General features: G+C 63.8%; 16 protein-coding genes. 11 read left to right on the forward strand and 5 right to left on the reverse strand.

Features of this window, described 5'->3' with window-relative positions:
* Window positions 1-14: 14 nt before the first annotated feature.
* The 5 genes from BLU15_RS17985 (at window position 15) to BLU15_RS18005 (ending at window position 6,669) form a co-directional block, all read left to right on the forward strand.
* Entirely contained in the window at window positions 15-968 is a 954-nt protein-coding gene (locus tag BLU15_RS17985; RefSeq protein WP_234798784.1) for a carbohydrate ABC transporter permease, read from the forward strand.
* Complete coding sequence (locus tag BLU15_RS17990) at window positions 961-1,773, forward strand: carbohydrate ABC transporter permease (protein ID WP_034805833.1); 813 nt, start codon at window positions 961-963, stop codon at window positions 1,771-1,773. Before BLU15_RS17985 ends, BLU15_RS17990 begins: the two co-directional genes overlap by 8 nt.
* A 4-nt stretch (window positions 1,774-1,777) precedes the next feature.
* Window positions 1,778-3,481, forward strand: a complete 1,704-nt coding sequence (locus tag BLU15_RS17995) for an amylo-alpha-1,6-glucosidase (protein WP_090296927.1) — start codon at window positions 1,778-1,780, stop codon at window positions 3,479-3,481.
* Window positions 3,482-3,495: 14 nt separating this feature from the next.
* Complete coding sequence (locus BLU15_RS18000) at window positions 3,496-4,530, forward strand: LacI family DNA-binding transcriptional regulator (protein ID WP_090296929.1); 1,035 nt, start codon at window positions 3,496-3,498, stop codon at window positions 4,528-4,530.
* 126 nt (window positions 4,531-4,656) lie between these two features.
* Window positions 4,657-6,669 carry a beta-galactosidase gene (locus BLU15_RS18005; protein WP_034805840.1) on the forward strand — a complete coding sequence of 671 codons (2,013 nt, stop codon included), beginning with the start codon at window positions 4,657-4,659 and terminating at the stop codon, window positions 6,667-6,669.
* Window positions 6,670-6,777: 108 nt separating this feature from the next.
* Here the strand turns inward: BLU15_RS18005 and pcaF are convergent, their stop codons facing one another.
* The 3 genes from pcaF to BLU15_RS18020 are packed head-to-tail and all read right to left on the reverse strand — an operon-like array spanning window position 6,778 to window position 9,637.
* Complete coding sequence (gene pcaF / locus BLU15_RS18010) at window positions 6,778-7,983, reverse strand: 3-oxoadipyl-CoA thiolase (RefSeq protein ID WP_090296932.1); 1,206 nt, start codon at window positions 7,981-7,983, stop codon at window positions 6,778-6,780.
* Window positions 7,983-8,765 carry a CoA-transferase subunit beta gene (locus BLU15_RS18015; protein ID WP_060522042.1) on the reverse strand — a complete coding sequence of 261 codons (783 nt, stop codon included), beginning with the start codon at window positions 8,763-8,765 and terminating at the stop codon, window positions 7,983-7,985. Before BLU15_RS18015 ends, pcaF begins: the two co-directional genes overlap by 1 nt.
* 11 nt (window positions 8,766-8,776) lie before the next feature.
* Window positions 8,777-9,637 carry a CoA transferase subunit A gene (locus BLU15_RS18020; RefSeq protein WP_090296934.1) on the reverse strand — a complete coding sequence of 287 codons (861 nt, stop codon included), beginning with the start codon at window positions 9,635-9,637 and terminating at the stop codon, window positions 8,777-8,779.
* Window positions 9,638-9,817: 180 nt separating this feature from the next.
* Between BLU15_RS18020 and BLU15_RS18025 the strand changes: the two genes are divergently transcribed.
* The 4 genes from BLU15_RS18025 to BLU15_RS18040 all read left to right on the forward strand — a co-directional run bounded on the left by BLU15_RS18025 (window position 9,818) and on the right by BLU15_RS18040 (window position 18,317).
* Window positions 9,818-10,573 (forward strand): IclR family transcriptional regulator, encoded by a 756-nt coding sequence (locus tag BLU15_RS18025; protein WP_090296937.1) that lies wholly within the window; start codon window positions 9,818-9,820, stop codon window positions 10,571-10,573.
* A gap of 548 nt (window positions 10,574-11,121) precedes the next feature.
* Window positions 11,122-12,105 carry a GAF domain-containing DNA-binding protein gene (locus tag BLU15_RS18030; RefSeq protein WP_090296940.1) on the forward strand — a complete coding sequence of 328 codons (984 nt, stop codon included), beginning with the start codon at window positions 11,122-11,124 and terminating at the stop codon, window positions 12,103-12,105.
* A 253-nt stretch (window positions 12,106-12,358) separates the two neighbouring features.
* The gene (locus tag BLU15_RS18035; protein WP_090296944.1) at window positions 12,359-17,344 is read left to right on the forward strand and encodes an autotransporter domain-containing protein; all 4,986 of its coding nucleotides are present in this window, start codon (window positions 12,359-12,361) and stop codon (window positions 17,342-17,344) included.
* Window positions 17,345-17,654: 310 nt separating this feature from the next.
* Window positions 17,655-18,317: a sulfite oxidase-like oxidoreductase gene (locus BLU15_RS18040; protein ID WP_090296946.1), complete on the forward strand. Its 663-nt coding sequence runs from the start codon at window positions 17,655-17,657 to the stop codon at window positions 18,315-18,317.
* Here the strand turns inward: BLU15_RS18040 and BLU15_RS18045 are convergent.
* Both BLU15_RS18045 and BLU15_RS18050 read right to left on the reverse strand, forming a co-directional pair.
* Entirely contained in the window at window positions 18,302-18,967 is a 666-nt protein-coding gene (locus tag BLU15_RS18045; RefSeq protein WP_060580992.1) for a TetR/AcrR family transcriptional regulator, read from the reverse strand. The two genes, BLU15_RS18040 and BLU15_RS18045, sit on opposite strands and share 16 nt — an antisense overlap.
* Window positions 18,952-20,421, reverse strand: coding sequence for an amidase (locus BLU15_RS18050; RefSeq protein ID WP_090296998.1), 1,470 nt, complete (start codon window positions 20,419-20,421; stop codon window positions 18,952-18,954). The genes BLU15_RS18045 and BLU15_RS18050 overlap by 16 nt, the downstream gene beginning before the upstream one ends.
* Between BLU15_RS18050 and BLU15_RS38980 the strand changes: the two genes are divergently transcribed.
* Window positions 20,408-20,896, forward strand: a complete 489-nt coding sequence (locus tag BLU15_RS38980) for a hypothetical protein (RefSeq protein WP_143034227.1) — start codon at window positions 20,408-20,410, stop codon at window positions 20,894-20,896. The two genes, BLU15_RS18050 and BLU15_RS38980, sit on opposite strands and share 14 nt — an antisense overlap.
* Window positions 20,896-21,837, forward strand: coding sequence for an ornithine lipid hydroxylase OlsE (locus BLU15_RS18055; protein ID WP_060644712.1), 942 nt, complete (start codon window positions 20,896-20,898; stop codon window positions 21,835-21,837). The genes BLU15_RS38980 and BLU15_RS18055 overlap by 1 nt, the downstream gene beginning before the upstream one ends.
* Window positions 21,838-21,857 lie beyond the last annotated feature (20 nt).

Consider the following 21,857-nt stretch of genomic DNA (forward strand, 5'->3'; position numbering starts at 1 on the left):
CCGGGGAGATGGACATGACCTATGCAACAGCCGCAGTGCCGGCCGCGGCCAAGCGCAAGCGCTCGGCCTTCGCCCGCCACATCGCGGCCTATCTGTTCATTTCCCCGTGGATCCTCGGGTTTCTGTTCTTCACGCTTGGCCCGCTCGTCTTCTCGTTGACAATGAGCTTCTACGACTGGCCCGTCGTCGGTGAACGCACGTTCGTCGGGCTCGAAAACTATCGTTCCATGCTGTTCGAGGATCCGCAGTTCTGGGAAAGCCTCTGGATTACGGTCAAGTTTGCGGCAATCTATGTGCCGTTCAACATCGTCATGTCGTTCCTGCTGGCGCTGATGTTGCATAACATTACCTTCGCCAGCGGCTTCTTCCGCACCGCCTTCTACCTGCCGAGCGTCATTTCCGGCGTCGCGCTGGTGACGATCTGGAGCTGGATCTACAGCCGGGAATACGGGCTTTTGAACTTCATGCTCTCCTTCGTCGGCATCGACGGGCCGAACTGGCTCGGCGATCCCAACCTCGCGATCGTCGCCATCATCATCGCCAGCCTCTGGGGGCTCGGCGGCACGATGCTGATCCTCTTGACGGGCCTGAAAGCCATCCCGAAGGAGCTCTACGAGGCCGCAACCGTTTCGGGCGTTCCCGGCTGGGCGCAGATGGTCTTCATCACCCTGCCGATGCTCGGGCCGATGCTGCTCTTCACCTTCATCACCTCGATCATCTCGGCCTTCCAGCAGCTGACGATCGCGCTGCTTCTGACCAAGGGCGGACCGCTCGGCTCCACCTATTTCTTCGCCATGTACATCTACGACAACGCCTTCAAGTATTTCGACATGGGCTATGCCGCCGCCGGCTCCTGGGTGATGTTCATCATCGTGCTCCTGCTCAGCCTCGGCGTCATGCGCTGGTCGGCTGCCTGGGTCTATTACGAAGGCGAAGTCCGCCAGAACGATGGAGAGCACAATGCGTAAGACGCTGCTCTATTCCGCGCTCATCCTGCTCTCGGCGCTGTTCATCGCGCCGTTCTACTGGACCTTCATGACGGCGATCAAAAGCTCCGCCGAGCTCTACCAGTTCCCGCCAGTCTTCTGGCCGTCGGAATGGCACTGGGAGAACTTTGCCGCCGCCTGGAACAAGCAGCCCTTCGGCACCTACCTCACCAATTCGGTGATCGTCGTGGTGCTGTCGACGATCGGCCAGCTGATCTCGTCGTCGCTGGTTGCCTATGGCTTTGCCCGCTTCCGCTTCCCCGGCCGCGACCCGCTGTTCATCCTGCTGCTCGCCACCATGATGATCCCGTGGGACGTGAAGATGATCCCGCTCTACATGGAGTTCAACCTGCTCGGCTGGATCAACACGCTGAAGCCCTTGATCGTGCCCGCCTATTTCGCCGATGCTTTCTTCGTCTTCCTTTTGCGCCAGTACATCATGACTGTGCCCATGGAGATCGACGAGGCGGCCCGCATGGATGGCGCCAACGCTTTCGACATCTACTGGCGCATCCATCTGCCGCTGATGATGCCGGCCCTGGTGCTGGTCGGCACCTTCCACTTCATGAATGCCTGGAACGACTATCTCGGCCCGTTGATCTTCCTCAACGACCAGTCGAAATACACCCTCACGCTCGGCCTCTCCATGTTCAAGGGCCTGCACGAGGTGGACGTGACCTCGATCGCCGCGATCACGGTCATCCTCTGCCTGCCGCCGCTCGCCCTCTTCTTCGTCGCCCAGCGCTACATCATGGATGGCGCAGTCGGCTCGTCGGTGAAGGGATAACGGCATGCTGTTCGACATCGATACCGTGCCCTTCAGCCGCAGGGGCCGGTTCCTGACGCTCTCGATGATGCGCGTGCCGGGCCGCGACGGCGAGCGGGCACTTTATCTCCGCCACGTGGCAGGCGGCGACGAGCGGCCATCGCTCGGTCGCCTCTGCCGCGTGGCATTTCTCGATGCGGATGGCAGGGCCGTGGCCCCGGTGCTCGTGCTTTCACCCGAACGACTCGACGCACGCGTCGGTGACGGCGAAGTCACCTTCGTCATCGGCGAAGGGGAGCGGCTGCACATATCCGGCAGACAAGCCGGCGTGCGCTTCCATCTCGAAGGCTCGCGTTACGATTATGTCTACCGCACGCCGAACGGAGAGGATTGCCTCGTCGCTGCCGTCGAAAACGTCAAGTTCATCCCGCGGGCGATCACCGGCGACCTGAAGGTCACCGGCGCCTGGCAGCGCGATCATTCCGAAGACGTGTCCTTGGCGTTTTCGGGGACCGGTGCCTTCGAGGGCAATGTCGATTTCTTCCGTACCGTGTCGCCGGCTGATCGGCCCGGTCGGTTCGCCGAGGCGCTTTCGGATGCGAAGGCAGAATTCTCTGCGTGGCACGCGCGCGTTCCCGGAGGTGTTGACGGCCAGGGCGAGGCGCATCGGCTGGCAAGCTATCTGCTCTGGGCGAACAGCGTGCCGGCGGGTGGCGCGTTGACGCGGCCGGCGATCTACATGTCGAAGAACCACATGATCAACATTTGGAGCTGGGACAACGCCTTTTCCGCCCTCGGTGTCGCCGCCTTTGAGCCGGATCTTGCCTTCGATCAGTTCGCGGCGATCTTCGACCACCAGGACGCGTCCGGCCTGCTGCCGGACTATGTCAACGACCGCGACGTGCTCTTTGCTTTCACCAAGCCGCCGGTGCACGGTTGGGCGATATCGCTGATCGCGGCCGCCGATCCGGGCTTCCTGACGGCAGAGCGCAAGTCTTACCTGCGCGACGCCATCGGCAAGCAGGTGGATTACTGGCTCACCTATGGCCGCAAGGATCGGACGAGCCTGCCGTCCTATTTCCACGGCAACGACAGCGGCTGGGACAACGCCACCTTCTTTGCCGAAGGCGGCCCGGTGATCTCGCCGGATCTGCCGGTTTTCCTGATCCTTGCCTGCGAGGCATTGGCCGAGCTTCTTGAAGACGATCGAGAACGCCGGGCGATGTGGCGGCAGAAGGCAGACGACCTGCAGGCGCTGCTGTTCGAGCGCCTCTGGACCGGCGAGACCTTTGGCGCCCGGCTCGCTGCGGATCCGGAGCGGATCTTGCCGGGCGAAAACCTCATCCAGTTCATGCCCCTGCTGCTTGGTTCGCGGCTGACGCCCGACATGCGCGACAAGCTTGTCGCGCGGCTCGTCGCCGGCGGTTTCATCACCGAATGGGGCCCGGCGACGGAAAGCCCGAAGAGTTCCTTCTACGAAGACGACGGTTACTGGCGCGGGCCGATTTGGGCGCCGACCACGCTGCTTCTCTGGGATGGACTGCGCCGGCAAGGGAAGATTGAGCTCGCGCGCGAAGTCGCGGAAAAGTTCTGTTCACTTGCGAGCAAAAGCGGTATGGCCGAAAACTTCGACGCGCGCTCGGGGAGGGGCCTTCGCGATCGCGCATTCGCCTGGACATCCGCAGTCTATCTTGTGCTGGCAGCATCGCTCAGCGCTGACAACCCGTGACGAGCAGAACCGCCATGCAGAGACCGACGATCAAGACCATTGCGCAGGAGACGGGGCTTTCCATCGCCACCGTTTCCAAGGCCCTGAAGCATTCGCCTCAGGTTCGTCCGGAGACGCGCGCGATCGTGATCGAAGCGGCGGAACGCGTCGGCTACGAACTGAACATGCATGGCGTGCAGTTACGCACCGGCAAGACCTATCAGGTCGCAGCCATCATGACCGCGCCGGGTCCGAAGCAGAACGAATGGGAAGGCGTCGAATACGCGCAGCTCCTGAGCGGCATTTCCTGGGCGCTGGAAGACAGTCCCTATCGCGTCTCGCTCTATGCGGTCCGCAATTTCGAGGAGAGCCAGGCGGTCATCAAGCAGATCGTTTCGCTGAAGAAGGCCGACGGCATCATCATCTCGGGCACCCGCGCCGACGATCCCCGCATCCGTACGATGCAGGCGGCCGATTTCCCCTTCGTCACCTATGGCACCAGCGTTCACAATGCGCCGCATGCCTATGTCGATGCCGACAACGAGCAGATGATCCGGGTGTCGATGGCGCGGCTCACCGAGCGCGGTCATCGCCGCATCGCGTTGCTCAACCCGCTCTCGGACTTAAGCTACGGCATCACCCGGCTCGAAGCCTACAGGCATGCGCTTGATGTCGCGGGGCTTCCCTATGATCCGGCGCTCGTCGCCCATGGCCGTCTGACGCCGGCTTTCGGCCGCGAGAACGTGCTGACCATGTCGGAGCTCGGCAACCCGCCGACCGCCTATATCTGCGCCAATGAAGCCTCCGCGCTCGGCGCCTTCTCGGGCTTCCACGAGCGCGGGCTGGTGCATGGCCGCGATGCGGTGATCAACGCCACCGACGATCTCAACGTCAGCCAGTATTTCGCGCCGCCGATCACCACCTATTACCTGCCGATCAGTGAACCGAGCAGCCTGCTTGGCGCCTATATCCTCAGGCGCATGGAGGGTGAGCCGCCGGAAGCGCTGCAGACGCTGCTCATGCCGAACCTGATCGAGCGTTGCGACGACCGCTTGAACCCGAACCGTTGACGAATTTCACGCCCGCTCAGGGCGCCCATTCATGCCCTTGAATATAAACGTTTATATTCAAGGGCGCACAGACAAAACCCGAGGTCGGACCCAACCGGCCGTAAGACATGACGAAGGACCGGAACCGTGCACATGCCCCTGACGAGATCGAACCGCTTCAACGCCAAGGAACAGCAGACGGACATGCTGGAACTCGGCGTCTGCTACTATCCGGAGCAGTGGCCGCGCGAAAAATGGGAAGAGGATGCCCGCCGCATGGTCGAGCTCGGCCTTGCCTGGGTGCGCATCGGCGAATTCGCCTGGGCGAAGATCGAGCCCCGCTCGGGCGAATTCCACTGGGAGTGGCTGGACGACGCGATCGAGGTGCTCGGCAAGGCCGGTCTTAAGGTCATTCTGGGAACACCGACCGCCGCACCTCCGAAGTGGCTGATCGACCGCTACCCGGACATCCTGCCCGTCGACGTCAAGGGTGTGGTGCGCAAGTTCGGCGCCCGCCGTCACTACTGCTTCTCCAGTCGCCGCTACCGCATCGAGGCGGCGCGGATTTCCGAAGCCATGGCCGAGCGCTACGGCAAAAACGCCTTCGTCCATGCCTGGCAAACCGATAACGAGTACGGCGACCACGACACGATCTACAGCTATTCCGACGAGGCGCTGCGCGCCTTCCGCGAATGGCTTGAGGCCCGCTATGGCACGGTCGACGAGCTGAACCGCGCCTGGGGTACGGCCTTCTGGGCGATGAACTATCTGAGCTTCGACGAGGTCGAGCTTCCGAACAACCTCGTCGAAGAGCCGAGCCCGACCCATATCGTCGACTACATCCGCTTCTCCTCAGACCAGGTGAAGAGCTTCAACAAGGCGCAGGTCGACATCATTCGCAAGCACTCGCCGGGCCGTCCGGTGACGCACAACTTCATGTCGCAGAACACCGACTTCGACCATTACAAGGTCGGCGAGGACATCGATATCGCGTCGTGGGACGTCTATCCGATGGGTGGCCTGCTCAATGGTCGTCTCTCGTCGGAAGACAAGGGCCGGTATCTGCGCGTCGGCGATCCCGACCAACCGGCCTTCAACCACGATCTCTACCGCGCCGTCGGCAACGGCCGCGTCTGGGTGATGGAGCAGCAGCCGGGCCCGGTAAACTGGGCCTCGCACAATCAGTCGCCGGCCGACGGCATGGTGCGGCTCTGGACCTGGCTCGCCTATGCCCACGGCGTCGACATGGTCTCCTATTTCCGCTGGCGCCAGGTGCCGTTTGCGCAGGAACAGTTCCATGCGGGTCTGCTGCTTCCGAACAGCGAGGCTGACCAGGGCTATCTCGAAGTCGCGCAGGTTGCCGAGGAAATGAAGCGTCTGCCGAAGGGTGAGCGCCGCGAGAAGGCGAAAGTCGCGATCCTGCTCGACTACAATTCGCGCTGGGCGACCCGGGCGCTGCCGCAGGGCCGCACCTATCTGGCTTCGCAGATCGCGCTCGACTGGTATTCGACCGTCGCCCGCCTCGGCGTCGATGTCGACATCATCGGCCAGCACTCGGACCTCGAAGGCTACCAGCTGGTGCTGGCACCCGACCTCGTGATCCCGGAACAGGCCTTTGTCGAAAAGCTTGCGGCGTCGGGTGCCAAGGTGCTTTTCGGACCGCGCAGTGGCAGCAAGACCGAGGACATGCATATTCCGGAGGGCCTGCCGCCGGGTCCGCTCGCCGCGCTGATCGATGTCAGCGTCGCGCGTGTCGAGTCGCTGCCGGAATTCCACGGCGAGAGTGTGCTTTACGGCAACGAGACCTATCCGGCCGGCGTCTGGCGCGAGACGGTTCGCACCAACGAAACCGTGCTTGCGACCTTCGAGGGCGACTATCGCAATGGCGCTCCGGCGCTCGTCGGCAACGACAAGGCACGCTACATGGCAACGGGTGCACGCGGCGAGCTCCTGGACAAGGTGATTGGCGATGCGCTCGGCTGGGCTTCGGTGGAGGCGCTCGCCGATCTTGGCGATCTGCGCATCACCCGCCGCGGCAAGCTCACTTTCGCCTTCAACTACGGCAAGACGGCCGTGGACGTGCCGGCGTCTGCGGGCGCAACCTTCCATGTCGGTGGCCGCAAGCTCGGCCCGGTCGACGTCGCGATCTGGTCGGAGTGATCGGAAGGCAGATTATCGCCCGCCGACCGACGCAGCACCCAAAAGCAAAGAGCCCGGCCTTGGAAAAAGGCCGGGCTCTTTGCGTTTCATACGGTACTTTTTCCGTGGTCAGACCCGTTCCAGCGCCACGGCGATGCCCTGGCCGACGCCGATGCACATGGTCGACAGCGAATAGCGCCCGCCGGTCTCGTGCAGTTCGAGTGCCGCCGTGCCGGTGATGCGGGCGCCAGACATGCCGAGGGGGTGGCCGAGTGCGATCGCGCCGCCGTTGCGGTTAACGCGCGGGTCGTCGTCGGCAATGCCGAGGTCGCGAAGCGTGGCGAGCCCCTGCGAGGCGAAGGCCTCGTTGAGTTCGATCACGTCGAATTGCGCCTGCGTGAGCCCGAGGCGGGCCATCAGCTTCTTCGATGCCGGAGCCGGGCCAAAGCCCATGATGCGCGGCGGTACGCCGGCGGTAGCCCCGCCGAGGATTCGGGCGATCGGCCTGAGGCCGTATTTCTTCGCTGCCGCTTCCGAGGCGATGATCAGGGCGGTCGCGCCATCGTTGACGCCGGAGGCGTTGCCGGCGGTCACCGTGCCGCCTTCTTGTCTGAAGGGCGTGCCGAGCTTGGCAAGCGCCTCCATCGTCGTCGCGCGCGGGTGCTCGTCGCGATCGACGATAATGGGCTCGCCCTTGCGCTGCGGGATCGTCACCGAAACGATCTCTTTCGCCAGCCGGCCATTGGCCTGCGCGGCCGCTGCCTTTGCCTGGCTGCGCACAGCAAACGCATCCTGGTCTTCGCGGCTGACGTGAAAGTCAGCCGCGACGTTCTCGCCCGTCTCTGGCATCGAATCGACGCCATATTGCTTCTTCATCAGGGGATTGATGAAGCGCCAGCCGATGGTCGTGTCGTAGATTTCGGCGTTGCGGGAGAAGGCGGCATCGGCCTTCGGCATCACGAAGGGCGCGCGTGACATGCTCTCGACGCCACCGGCGATCATCAGCTCGGCTTCGCCCGATTTGATGGCGCGGGCTGCCGTGATGACCGCATCCATGCCGGAGCCGCAAAGCCGGTTGATCGTCGTCCCGGTGACGCCGACCGGCAGGCCGGCCAGGAGCAGCGACATGCGCGCGACGTTGCGGTTGTCCTCGCCCGCCTGGTTGGCGCAGCCGAAGATCACGTCGTCGACGGCGTCCCAGTCGACATCGGCATTACGCTCCATCAGAGCGCGAAGTGGGACCGCACCGAGGTCGTCGGCCCTGACCGATGAGAGTGAGCCGCCGAACCGGCCGATCGGGGTGCGGATGTAGTCGCAGATGAAAGCCTCGGCCATCACGCAGCCTCCTTGTCGCCCTGATGCGCCTTCTTGGTGCGAGCGTTGATGTCACGAAGGGTCTTGAGTTCGAGTTCGGACGGGGCCGGCGTCTCGATCACTTCCTCGGCGAACCTGATCGCCCAGCCGCAATTCTCGACGATCTGCTCGCGCGTGACGCCGGGATGGATCGAAACGACGGTCAGTTCCTTGGTTTGCGGATGCGGCTCCAGGATGCAGAGGTCGGTGATGACGCGTGTCGGTCCCTTGGTCTTCATGCCCAACCGTTCGCGGTGGTCGCCGCCGTCGCCGTGGCCCATGGAGGTAATGAAGGGCAGCTTCTCGACGAAGCCGCGCCTGGAGAGCGCCATGGTGATGAAGATGCGGCCGCAATTGGAGGCAATCTCCGGAGCGCCGCCACCACCGGGCAGACGCACCTTCGGGTGGTCATAGGGGCCGACGACCGTGGTGTTGAGGTTCGCGAACTTGTCGATCTGGGCGCCACCGAGGAAGCCTGTCGTGATACGCCCGCCCTGCAGCCAGTAGCGGAACATCTCCGGCACCGACACGGTGAAAAGGGCCGTGTCGCAGAGTTCGCCGTCGCCGATCGAAAGCGGCAGCACATCCGGCTTGGTGCCGACCGTGCCGCTCTCGTAGATCAGCGTGATGTCGGGTGCATGCGTCAGCCGCGCGACGTTGCAGGCGGCCGAGGGCGCGCCGATGCCGACGAAGCAGACGTCGTCGTTGGAAAGCGCCCGGGAAGCGGCGATGGTCATCATTTCGGTAGGGGTGAAGTCGCTCATTCTATCCTCCCTCAGGCCGCTTTTGCCGGTTTGTTGCCGGCATGCTTGGCGAAATCTTCCGGCCTGGCGTCGAGCACGTTTTCCTTGATCCAGGCGGTGAAGCTATCGCGGTCGCGGGCGATCTCGTCCCAGCCGATGTAGAAGGCGTTGGAGCGCGGGTAGTAGCCGTGCGCATAGGACGGGAAGGCGCCACCCGGAACGTGGGCAACCGATGTGACGGCCCAGCGGGGCAGCACGAGGGAATTGGGCGACGGAGGGTCGAGTTCGTCGACGATCTCCTCGACCGTGACGATCGAGCGCTTGGCGGCAAGAACCGCCTCCTTCTGCACGCCGACGATGCCTTCGATCAGCACGTTGCCCTTCCTGTCTGCGCGTTGCGCATGAATGATCGTGACGTCAGGGCGGATCGCCGGTACGGCCGCAAGCACTTCGCCGGTAAACGGGCAGGTGACCGACTTGATGTTGGGGTTTACCTTCGGCAGGTCGGCGCCGATGTAACCACGCAGCGTCGCAAACGGCAGGTTGGCGGCACCCGCCTCATAGGCGTTGGCCATCGCCGCGTGGGAATGCTCCTCGATCTCCAGCGGCCGCGGCCATTGGTTTTCGACGGCGTCGCGGAAGCGATGCAGCGAGCCGACGCCGGGATTGCCGCCCCAGGAAAACTTCATGCCACGCGCCGCACCCACGCCGATCAGCTGGTCATAGAGAATGTCCGGCGTCATACGCACCAGATAGAGGTCCTTGCGACCCTGGCGGATCACCTCATGCCCCGCGGCATAGGGGATCAGATGGGTGAAGCCTTCCATGGCGACGGTGTCGCCATCCCTGACATTGTCGCCGACAGCCTCGGCGAGCGAAACGATCTTCGCCATGTTTCCTCTCTTCATCTCAGTGATCTGTTCGTGGCCTTCGTCGCCCCACGGGCAGCCGGCGCCTTCCTCTTCCGGATGCCAATAAGCGCCGATCGAAACGCTCGGTCAAATATTTTGTGCGATATTTGACTTTTGTTCGTATATCGCACAAAATAATGGGCGATGATTTGGGAGGCAAGGATGCGGGAAACGGACTTCGTCAGCGGCTTTGCGCGCGGGTTGGCAGTGATCGAAGCCTTCGATGAAACCCGGCCGAAACTGTCGATTGCCGAGGCGTCAAAGATTACCGGGCTTGACCGGGCGACGGTGCGCCGGTCACTGCTGACCCTCTCCGAGCTCGGCTATGCAGACTATGACGGCAAGTTCTTCGCGCTGACGCCGAAGATCCTGCGCCTTGGCCATGCCTATCTCTCGGCAACGCCGCTGCCGACGATCATCCAACCTTATCTCGACCAATTGTCAGACCGCGCCGGGCAGAGCGCCTCGGCCTCGGTCTTGGATGGAACCGAGATCGTCTATATCGCCCGCGCCTCGCAAAAGCGGGTGATGTCGATCAACCTGACGACCGGCTCACGACTGCCGGCCTATTGCGCCTCCATGGGGCGGGTATGGCTCGCGGCACTGCCGGAGCACGAGGCACGAGAGATCCTTTCCCGATCGAACCTCAAGGCAAACACGCCCTATACGAAGACCGATCCGGAGGACCTGATCGCCGAGTTTCGCCGTGTGCGCGACCAGGGCTATGCGTTGATTGATCAGGAACTCGAACTCGGTCTCTGTTCGATCGCAGTGCCGCTCGAAAACGACCGCGGCCGGATCGTTGCGGCGCTAAACATCGGCGCGCCGGCAGCCCACGTGGCCGCAGCGGAGATGGTTGAGAGTTACCTGCCGCTGCTCAAGGAAACGCAAGGGGCGCTCCGGCTGGTGCTGAGATAACAGCTCCCTGCGTCGGCGCTTGATGTTTTGCTGTCGCGCGTTGGAAGCACGCCAGCACCGCAGGACCTGGTCCTTGCTGGCGCCGATTGATGGTGATCGGAACGGCTGGCAACGAGCATGGGGGATTTGAGTATGGGCACCCTTGGGTCTGTGCACGTCGTCTCGTGTCAGGCCGTTCCATTGGCGCCAATGCCGTTCATCTGCTCCGGACCGCTTGGTCTGCAGCTCATTCCATCGGCAAGCACAGATTTGGGTAGCGACCGAACGGCCGGAATACCCAAAAATGAGCCACGGAGCGATGCAGTTTACGCTTGCATTTATTTAACCTACAAATTTTAGTGGTCCACGCGGGTGGTGCTGGCGGTGAGAAACGCCGGCACAGGACGATGGAGGGGGCCATCGCGCCGCAAGAGCCAGGTATTTGTCGAATTTTGTCCAGCGCCGCTCTCGGCGATGTCTGGGCGTTGCTGTCATTGTTGCGACCCGGATCGCCGGGAAACCCGAATTTTTGCTGAGCGATCCCTTTTCGCCTTTCCATATCGAGCGTCATGAATGAGCAATTGCACCGGTCCGATCATTCCATAGGCCTGCCGCCCTACGAACTGATCGCGACGAACGAGCCGCCTTGCCCCGCCGTGGCGCAGCCCACACGAGACTGGGCCTATCTGGCCGCCACCCACCTCATCGGTTCGCCGGCCAACGCGGCGATCGCCGCGATCCTGGAGGAAACCGGCAAGCTTGCCGGCGCCGACCGGGCGTGGATGTTCGAATACACCGACGATCTTCTGCGCTTCCGCAACACTGACGAATGGGTGCGAGGCGAGGTGTCGTCACATGTCGGGGACCTGCAGCAGACGCCGGTGACGATGATCGGCTGGCTCCATCAGTGGCTGGTGGCCGGCAAGGCGGTCATGATCAACGATGTCGCAAGGCTACCGCGTCCGGCGCGGGCGCTTCAGGCGGAAATGCTTCGCCAGAATGACAAGAGCGTTCTCTGCGTCCCGGTCTTTCACAAGGGCACGTTGCGTGGCTGCATCGGTTTCGATGCGACGCGGGCGGTGCGTCGGTGGCCGGTCGAAGAAATCCACCAGCTCGTCCGCTGTGCAAAGCTGATCGGGATCGCGCGCTACGGGCGCACGCGGACATATGGCGACCGGGACGATGCTGGCGCAACGACGTCGGCAGAGATAGGCGCGCTCGTCCATCTGCATATGCCGGGACGCACCCGCGGCGTGCCGCTGTCTGCGATCGTCGGGCTTCGCTCTGCCAAGGACTACACCCAGGTCTGGCTGAAGGACGAAGCCGCGGTGCTGGATCTTCGTCCGCTTTCATTCTGGATCGGCCTTTTGCCCAAGGCGAACTTCCTGCGCATCCATCGGACCGCGGTGGTCAACCTGTCGCACGTGACCGAGCTGGACCGTCATTCCGGTCCGACGAAACAGGCCTGGGTCGTGCGTCTGCGCAGAACAGACGAATCCTGGACCGTGTCCCGCCCCTACAGGCAGGAATTGCGCAGTCGTCTCGGCATCTGAATTTTCCACAGAGGCTGATATCGGGGTTTGTCGCTTCGTCGAACCCGTAGGTTGTTTCGTCGATAAGGCGTTGCCGCTGTAGGGTTGCTATGCAAGCGAGCTTCCTGGGACATTTTTGAACGATGGCGGGGGCAAGCCTTTGAAAAAGATCAATTGTCAGAATCAGGGCTTGGGAAGCGGACGTGAGAGCGAAGCGCGCAACGATCGGCGGCGGACGACGCGTCGTTCGGTAACCAGTAGCCGGCGCTTGCTGATGAACAGCACCGCTCTGTGGTTGTTCGCAGCCACCGGCCTTGCTCTCGGCATGGTCGCGTCCGTTCCGGTCGCGCATGCGGCAGGCAAGGGCGGCACCGGCGGGAGTTGGGGCGGCGCCGGCGGCAGCGTCGACGGCAACCTGCAGGGAACGCCCGGCGGCGATGCCATCGATAGCGGAAACGGCGGCGGCGGCGGCGGGCCGGGTGCGGCCGGTGGCGCGGGAAGCCAGAGCGGCGCCGGGGTTGGCGGCACTGGTGGTGCCGGCGGCACCAGCGGCAGCCCGAACGGAGGAACCGGCGGAAGCGGCATCGGCAACGGCAGCGACTTTGGCGGCGGTGCGGGTGGCGGCGGCGGTGCGCACGGCAGCGTGGGCAATGTCGCTGGCCGCGGTGGCGATGGAGGCACGTCTCCGAACGGGGACGGCGGTGGCGGCGGGGCCGGCGGATACGGCCGGATTGTTGCCGCCGGGGGAACGGAGAGCATAACCGGACCGGCAGTTTCCGGTGGGCGGGGCGGACACGGCGGTGCTGGCGGGGCAGCGTCGGGGGCTATCGGTATCGGTGGCAGCGGCGGCGACGGTGGCGACGGCGCGGCGCTCGTCGGTGGCGGCACATTGACGGTGAACACGAACGTCACGGCCGGCAACGGCGGCAATGCCGGCGCCGGCGGTCACGCTCTCGAAAAGTTCAATGGCGACGGCGGTCACGGCATCAGCGCGCTGAACGGCGGCACGGTGATCATCAACAGCGGCAGCGTGACGGGCGGTGTGGTTGGATCCGGCGGGACCGGCGGCGTGCACGGAGCTGGGATCTTCGGTCGAAACCTGGACGTGACTCTCGGCGCATCCGGTTCGATCATCGGCGGCAATGGCGGGACCGCCAACGCCATGACCTTCGATGGCGGCGCCAACACGTTCCGGTTCTCTGCGGGGAACCCGGGTCTTTCCGGCAACATCGCGATCAACAATACCGCCAGCCTGACGATCGACCAGAACAGCAACGGCAGGATCAACAATACGATTACGGGCGACGGCTCGCTCATCAAATCCGGCAGCGGCACGCTGACGCTGACGGGCATGAACACCTATACCGGGGCGACGAGCATCGGGGCGGGCGGTACGCTGGCGCTATCGGGCCAGGGACGCATCAATGCCTCCAGCGGATTGACGGTGAACGGCACCTTCGACGTTTCCGCCGCCGCTTCTGCACAGGTCAGGTCGCTGGCCGGCAGCGGACAGGTCACGCTTGGAAGTCAATATCTGATCATCCACAACGCCACGGGTACGTTCTCGGGCGCGATCAACGGCACCGGTGGCATCAATGTCATGGCCGGCACGCAGGTCCTGACGGGTACCAATACCTTTGCCGGTGGCGCAGGTACGAATACTGGCGCGACGTTGCAGATCGGCAATGGCGGCACGGGTGGCTCGCTCGTGTCGAACATTACCAACGGCGGCTCGGTGATCTTTAACCGCTCCGATGACGTGACCTATGGCGGCGAGATCACCGGCAACGGCACATTCTCGCAGATCGGCAGCGGCACGCTGACGCTGACGGCGACCAGCAGCACGCGCGGAGCGGTGACGATCGGCACAGGCAGCACGCTGCAGCTCGGCAATGGTGGCACCACAGGCTGGATCGGCGGCACGGGGAACTTTGTCGGCTCGATCACCAACAATGGCGCGCTGGTCTACAACCGCTCGAACAATGTCAGCTATGCCGGCAAGGTCTCGGGCACCGGCACGATTTCGCAGGCGGGAACGGGCAAGCTGACGCTGACGGGGGATAGTTCGCTGTTCGCTGGAGCAACGTCGGTGACGTCGGGCACGACCTATGTCAACGGCCAGCTTGGCGGCAACGTCAATGTCGGCACCGGCGGTACGCTCGGGGGATCGGGCAGGATCGGCGGCAGCGTCGTCGTCGATGGCACGCTCTCGGCCGGCAACAGCCCGGGCACAATCACGATCGGTGGCGATCTGACGCTCAATGCCGGCTCCAATTCGGTTTTCGAGCTCAATACGCCTGGGCTCGTCGGCAGCGTCGGCAGCAACGATCTGGTGAAGGTCGGCGGCAACCTGACGCTCGGCGGCGCACTGAACGCGCAGGTGGCATCGGCCGGTTACTACCGGCTGTTCGAATATGACGGCGCGCTGTCGGGCAGTTTTGCGACGACGACCGCGACGTCGACGGTTCCTAGCTTCACGATCGCCAGCCAACAGGTCCAGACCGGCATTGCCAAGCAGGTCAATTTGTCGGTGCTCGGCGCCGGCCAGACGATGCACTTCTGGGATGGCGGCGACACGACGGGCAACGGTACCGTCAACGGCGGTACCGGCACCTGGACGTCTGGTGGCACCAACTGGACCGGCGCTCCGGGGCGCGCCAACATCAACGGCAGCTTCGGCGGCTCTGTCGGCGTCTTTGCCGGTGCCGCCGGCGGCACCGTCAATGTTGTCGGCACACAGAGCTTCGATACGCTGCAGTTCTCCGCGACCAACGACGGCAGCGGCTACACCATCAATGGCGGGGTGCTCAGCTTCAATCCGGCAAGCGGCACGGCGGCGACGATCAATGTCGGCAACGGCGTCGCAACCACGATCGGCTCGGTGCTGCAGGATGGCGCGACCGGCAGCGGCCTCGACAAGGTGGGCAACGGCACGCTGACGCTGACGGGCATGAACACCTATACCGGGGCGACGAGCATCGGAGCCGGCGGCACGCTCGCGCTTTCGGGTCAGGGTCGGATCAACGCCTCGAGCGGTTTGACGGCCGATGGCACCTTCGACGTCTCGGCTGCGGCTTCCGCACAGGTCAAGTCGCTTGCCGGCAGTGGGCAGGTTGTGCTCGGTAGCAAAACGCTGATCATCAATAACGCGACCGGCACGTTCTCGGGCACGATCAACGGTACCGGTGGCATCTCGATCGGTGCCGGCACGCAGGTCTTGAGTGGCACCAACGGCTTTACCGGCGGCGCCGGCATTTCCCAGGGGGCGACGCTGCAGATCGGCGATGGCGGCGCGGGTGGTTCCCTCGCATCCAATGTCACCAACTACGGTGCCCTCGTCTTCAACAGCTCGGCCAATTCGACCTATGCCGGCTCGATCACCGGCCCCGGGTCGTTCTCGCAGATCGGAGCGGGCACGCTGACGCTCACGGCCAACAACAGCACATCGGGTGCGGTGACGATCGGCACCGGCAGCACGCTGCAACTCGGCAACGGCGGCACGACCGGCTGGATCGGCGGAACCGGCAAATTCGTCGGCTCGATCACCAACGACGGCGCGCTGATCTACAACCGCTCGAACGACGTGACCTATGCCGGCGCGGTCTCGGGCAACGGCACGCTGACCCAGGCGGGCACGGGCAAGCTGACCCTGACAGGCGCAAACACCTTTACCGGCGCGACAGACATCACCTCGGGCGAACTGATCGTCAACGGTTCGCTCGCGAACTCCAGCCTGACCACGATCCGGCGCGGAGCGCGTCTTGGCGGCACCGGCACGCTTGGCAACACGACCATCCAGGCTGGCGGCGTCCACGCTCCGGGCAACTCGATCGGCACGCAGACGATCGCCGGCAATTACACCAACAACGGGGTTCTGCAGATCGAAGGCTCGCCCACCGCCACCGATAAGCTGGTCGTTTCGGGCAGCGTCGACATCTCCGGTGGGACCCTTGATCTCCTGCTTTCGCCCAACACGGCGTCGAGCTGGAACCCGGTCAATGGCCCGTTCATCCTCATCGACAAGACGAGTTCCGGCACGATCACCGGCACCTTTGCGTCGATCGTCGACAACCTGGTGTTCCTCGATCCGACCGTCGACTACAGCGGCGGCGACGGCAACGACCTTTCGCTCAAGCTGACCCGCAACGATATCAGCTTTGCCAGCGTCGGTCAGAGCCGCAACCAGATCGCCACCAGTGGAGCGATCGATCGTCTGGGCATGGGCAATCCCATCTTCAACGCGGTTGCCTTTGCCGCAACGCCCGAGGCGGCGCGCACGGCCTTCGATCTGCTTTCCGGCGAAGTGCACAGCTCGTTCCAGTCGATCCTGATCGAGGACAGCCGGTTCCTGCGTGATGCCGCGAACGATCGTCTGCGCACCGTGCTCGGCACCGTGGCGGCGAAGCAATCGAGCGAGATCACCGGCGCTATCGAGAGCGGCGAACTTGCTCTGTGGAGCCAGGGCTTCGGTTCCTGGGGACGGATCGACGGTGACGGCAATGCCGCCAAGGCGGATCGCTCCATCGGCGGCTTCTTCGTCGGTGCGGATACGCAGGTGGACGAATGGACCGTAGGCGCGCTTGCCGGCTACTCGCGTTCCTCGATGGACATCGATGCGCGGTTCTCTTCGGCCACCTCGGACAACTATCATCTGGGCATCTATGCCGGCGGACGTTGGGGCGATGCGTCGCTTAGAACCGGCGCCGCCTATAGCTGGCACGATATCGAGACGAACCGCACCGTTTCGTTCCCGGGCTTCACGGACAGCCTCGATGCCGACTACAGCGCCGGGACGGGCCAGGTCTTCGGCGAGTTCGCCTATGCGTTCACGGCCGGGTCGGTCGATCTGGAGCCGTTTGCCAACCTGGCCTATGTGCATCTCAATCGCGACGGCTTTGCCGAGCGGGGTGGAGCCGCCGCGCTATTCGGCAAGGACGCGTCGCAGGACACGACGTTTACGACCCTTGGTCTTCGCGCGGCGTCCAGCTTCGACCTTGGCGGCGTGCTGGCGACGGCTCGTGGCACCATCGGCTGGAGACATGCCTTCGGCGACACCTTGCCGCTGTCGTCGAACGGGTTCTCGCCGGCGAGCACGTTTGTCATCGCCGGCGTCCCGATCGCCGAAAACACAGCGGTGCTTGAAGCCGGCCTCGATTTCGCCGTCGCGCCGGAGGCGACCCTCGGTTTGACCTACACAGGTCAATTCGGCGGAGGTGTCAGCGACCAGAGCGTCAAGGCAAATCTGAGCGTCAAGTTCTGATTGAACGCAGTCGACCCAAGCGGCCGCCTGTCCGGGTCATGGGTGACCTTGGCAGGGGGCCGTTTGGCTTTTCAAGGCTGGCTTGAAGTGCGTATGGATGCGGCACGCCAGCGGCCATGCGTCCACGCTTCACCCGCTCGCACGTCGCCGCGACGGAGATGGTCTGGCGTTATCTGCCGCTACTCAAGGAGACAAGCAGCCTTGCGCGGCGTACTGAGATAGCGCTGGCGGCATCCTTGCGCTTGACGCCACGCCCCGACGCGCTTTCTATCTCGCCTGGGGTGTGAATTCGGGCTGGGAGTGGACCACTATGACTGACGATACGCAGCCGCCGGAAACCAAGCTCACGACGACGAAGCGGCGCTGGGCCGCCGATGGCAAGTTCCTGACGGGGCGGATCGTGCGCCCCGAGGACGAGCGCCTTCCGCCCGGGCAACACCTGGTCAAGGACTGGCCGGTGCTCGACCTCGGCCAGCAGCCGATCATCCGGACGGAAAGCTGGCGTCTCGATATCACCGGCCATATCGAGCATCCCCTGTCGCTCGACTGGGCCGCCTTCAAGGCTTTGCCGCAGAGCGACCGTCTCTCCGACATGCATTGCGTGACGACGTGGTCGCGCTACGACAACCGCTGGCAGGGCGTGGCCACGCGTGATCTGCTCGACCAGGTGATGCCGAAGCCCGAAGCGAGCCATGTCATGCTGACGAGCTATGACGGCTACACCACGAACATGCCGCTTGCGGATTTCGCCTCCGAAGACGCGATCCTTGCGACCGACTGGGAGGGCCAACCGATCGGCCGCACCCATGGCGGACCGATGCGGCTCGTCGTTCCGCATCTTTATCTGTGGAAGAGTGCCAAGTGGCTGACGCGTATCGATTTTCGCGAAGGCGACATGCCCGGCTTCTGGGAGCGGAACGGCTACCACATGCGCGGCGACCCGTGGCGCGAGGAGCGCTATTCGGACGACTGATCGGGGCCTGTGAAGGCTTGACGATCACCGCCCAACGCGTCCGGGTCCAGAAGCGATTGCAGCCCCGCAAGCTGGTAGCGCCAGAAGAGCGAAATGGCCGACTGGATAGACGGGGCGTCGCTGTATTCGCTGAGCGTATCGGCAATGGTGTCCAGCGTTCGAGTGAAGGTTCGCTCGAGCATGAAACCCATCAAAGGCGTCAGGGCTTGCTCGCCGCCATTGTCGGTCAGGTAGCCGGAAGCCAGCCGCACCATCTCCCGGATCATCAGCTTGCGGACATGGGCGTAGCGCGTCCCATCGGCCCCGCGAAGCAGGATCAGCACCACGAGCCGCTGGTCGATCCAGAAGGACAGCAGCGCCCGGGCACGTTCGGATCCGGAAGCATCGGCCTGCAGCCAATCGCCGATCGATCGCAGTTCTCGTACACGGGCGCGCAGCAGGCGCAACAATCGCCCGGCGAGCGCCGGCGTCACGATCTCATAAAACAGCGCTTCCTTGTCGGCGACGTACTTGTAGATGTTGCTCGAACTCGTACCCGCCCGTTCCGCCACATCGGCCAGCCGGGCCTTTTCGAACCCTTGCTCGGCAAACACCGCTGCCGCTGCCGCAAGCAGACGCTCGCGCACTTCCTGCTTCAGGCGCTGGGGCATGCGAGCCTTTCTGCAAGCTCGGTGAGCCTTGGTTGCCAGGGGGCAGCTTCTTCCAGCTGGAAGGCGAGTGAGAAGAGCAGCGCGTCCTCGCCCGTTGCTGCAGCGAAATGGCAGCCGACCGGCAGCCCCTCGCGCGACCAGCAAAGCGGCACCGACATGGCGGGCCATCCGGCAAAGGACGCCACATTGGTGAAGCCGGCGAGGCGTTCCGTAAACGCGATGAGTTGGTCTGCATCCTCGGTCGGTCCTTGCGTCCCCAGCGGAAAGGCCGTGAAGGGGACGGTGGGCGAAAGCAGCACGTCATAGCCGGAGATCGTCTGATTTGCGCTCGCCTCGGCCCTCTTCGTCGCGCCGATCGCCTCCATGATTGCCGCCTCCGGCAGCCGCCTCGCGCGGCGGACGAGCTCGACCGTGTAGGGCTCGAACAAGGTCTCGTCGAAGGCGCCGCCCATTGTGGCCGCGACCTGGTCGAACAGGCCGGACAGAACGATCCCGGTCAGATTGAAAAAGGCGCGGCTGGTTTCCTGCGCGTTGACGTCAGGCCCCGCGCATTCGACGACCTCGTGCCCCAAAACCGTGCACAACGTGATCGCCGCGTTGAGCGCGTCCTCGACCGCTTCAGACACGCCGCGCCCGAAAACATCATGGCGATAGACGCCAATGCGCAGCCGCTTCTGCGGGCCGCGGCGCATATCGTCGATCGCAGGCATTGGCCGCGCCAGGTCCTGCCGCTCGGTCGCCGCCAGCCACGCGGCGCTGTCGCGCACGGAACGGCTGACGCAATGGTCGCTGATCAGCCGCGCCGTCGGCATCGCCGGCGGCAGGCCGGCATTCACCGTGCGGTCCCGGCTCGGCTTGAAACCGAATAGCCCGCAGAAGGAGGAGGGGCCACGGATCGAGCCGCCGCCGTCGGACGCGTGGGCGATAGGCACCATGCTGGAGGCAACGGCCGCCACCGCGCCGCCGGACGAGCCGCCGGTCGAAAGGGCAAAATTCCAGGGGTTGCGCGTCGCTCCATGGGCGAGGGTTTCGGTGGTGCCGAGCAGGCCGAACTCCGATGTGGTCGTCTTTCCAAGAACGATCAGACCGGCCTTGTCGATTGCGTCCGTGTAATCCGATCCGCCTTGGGCGGGCTGTCCCTTGAAGAGGCGAGAGCCGAAGCCGGCCGGATGGCCGGGGTAGGCAAGCAGATCCTTGAGCAGGGTCGGTACGCCCGGGAACGGCATGTCCGCGTGCGGCCGAAGAGCTCCGGCGCACTTGCGCGCTTGGTCGAAATCCGTGGATGCAAGGGCGTTGACGTGCGGCTCGATCCGCTTGATGCGCCGGATGGCGGCATCGACGAGTTCGAGCGGCGAGGCTTGGCCCGTCGAGACGAGACGCGCCTGTTCCGTTGCGTCCAGCGCGGAAAAGTCGTCCGTTTCCTGTTGCGAAAATTCGAGATTGGGCGCGCGCATCTGTCCAGATTCCATTGACGATGAAAAGAGAATGATAGATTCTTTTTTCATCGTCAATGGGCGGTTGCATCCTCCAGCAACTGATTGCATCTTCCCGTCTCCTGCAATGCTGGTGCAACCCACCCCCCGCAAAGCTCGTGCAACGTTTCAACAAAGGACGTTGTCGATGCGCCTGGCCATTTTACCGATGTGGATGATCCTCTTCAGCGCGAGCCCGAGCCATGCCGAAGAAAAGGGAATGTGGATTGCGGACAATCCGTATCGGACCGTGCAGCCTTTGTACGATCCCTGTCGTGATGGTCGGCTAAGTGATGGAACGCCGCGAACCTGCGCCGAGATCAGACGCATGTACCGGCATGGACGAGGCGGCTGGTCCGAGCAGGACCATCGCCTGGATGCATGCAGCAACGGACGCGTCAGCGACGGCCGGCCGCGCACATGCCGGGAACTGCTTGAATGGATGGAGCATCGTTGATGAAGGCAGAGCGCAGAGCCACCGTGTCGAGGCTCGGACAGGTTTTCAGATTAGTGCTTGGGTATCTGTCCTGGCCGCTGGTGTTTTTCGGTGGACTGCTCGGCGCCTACTACGCGTTCGCGAGCGCGAAACCGATGGTCGGTTTCGTGGCGGTCTATGCGGCTGCCGTCTTCATCCTGTTTCTTCTCGAACGCTACATTCCCTACGAGCGGGGCTGGCTGCAATCGGATGGCGAAACGGTGAACGATATCGGCCACACGCTGGCGACGAAGGGCCTGCTGCAGGCGGCTGGCCTGATCGCCGCCGTCTTTCCCATGTATGCCGCCAACATCCTGCAGCCGCTCGCAGCGCTCAAGTTTGGTCTCTGGCCATCGGATTGGCCGATGGTGTTTCAGGTGGCTATCGCCGTGGTCGTTGCCGAATTCGGCCTCTATTGGTCGCATCGGATCGCCCACGAAAAGCTGTTCTTCTGGCGGTTTCACGCGCTGCATCACAGCGTCGTTCGGCTCTGGGTCATCAATACCGGCCGCTTCCACGTGGCCGATTCGCTGTTCAAGATCGCCATGAGCCAGATCCCGCTCTATTGCCTGGGCGCTCCGTTGCACGTTTTCTGGTGGCTCGGCGCGGTCACGGCCTTCATGGGCATTCTTACCCATTGCAACGTCGATATGCGCACCGGCCCCTTCGACTATCTCTTCAGCACGCCGCGGCTGCACCGCTGGCATCACTCGAAGGACCTTCGCGAGGGCAACATGAACTACGGCGAGAACGTCGTGGTCTGGGACCTTTTGTTCGGCACATACTACAACCCTGACCGTCCGTCCTCCACTAACATCGGCATCAAGGGCCAGATCGCCCGAGGCTTCCTGGCACAACTGGCGCAGCCCTTCACCAAGAACGGCGTACGCGAAATCCTCGGCCTCCCGAAGAAAAGCTCATGACGGCGTCGCGTGCGGAGTAG

The sequence above is a fragment of the Ensifer sp. YR511 genome, from assembly GCF_900103045.1.
Classification (GTDB): Bacteria; Pseudomonadota; Alphaproteobacteria; order Rhizobiales; family Rhizobiaceae; genus Ensifer; species Ensifer adhaerens.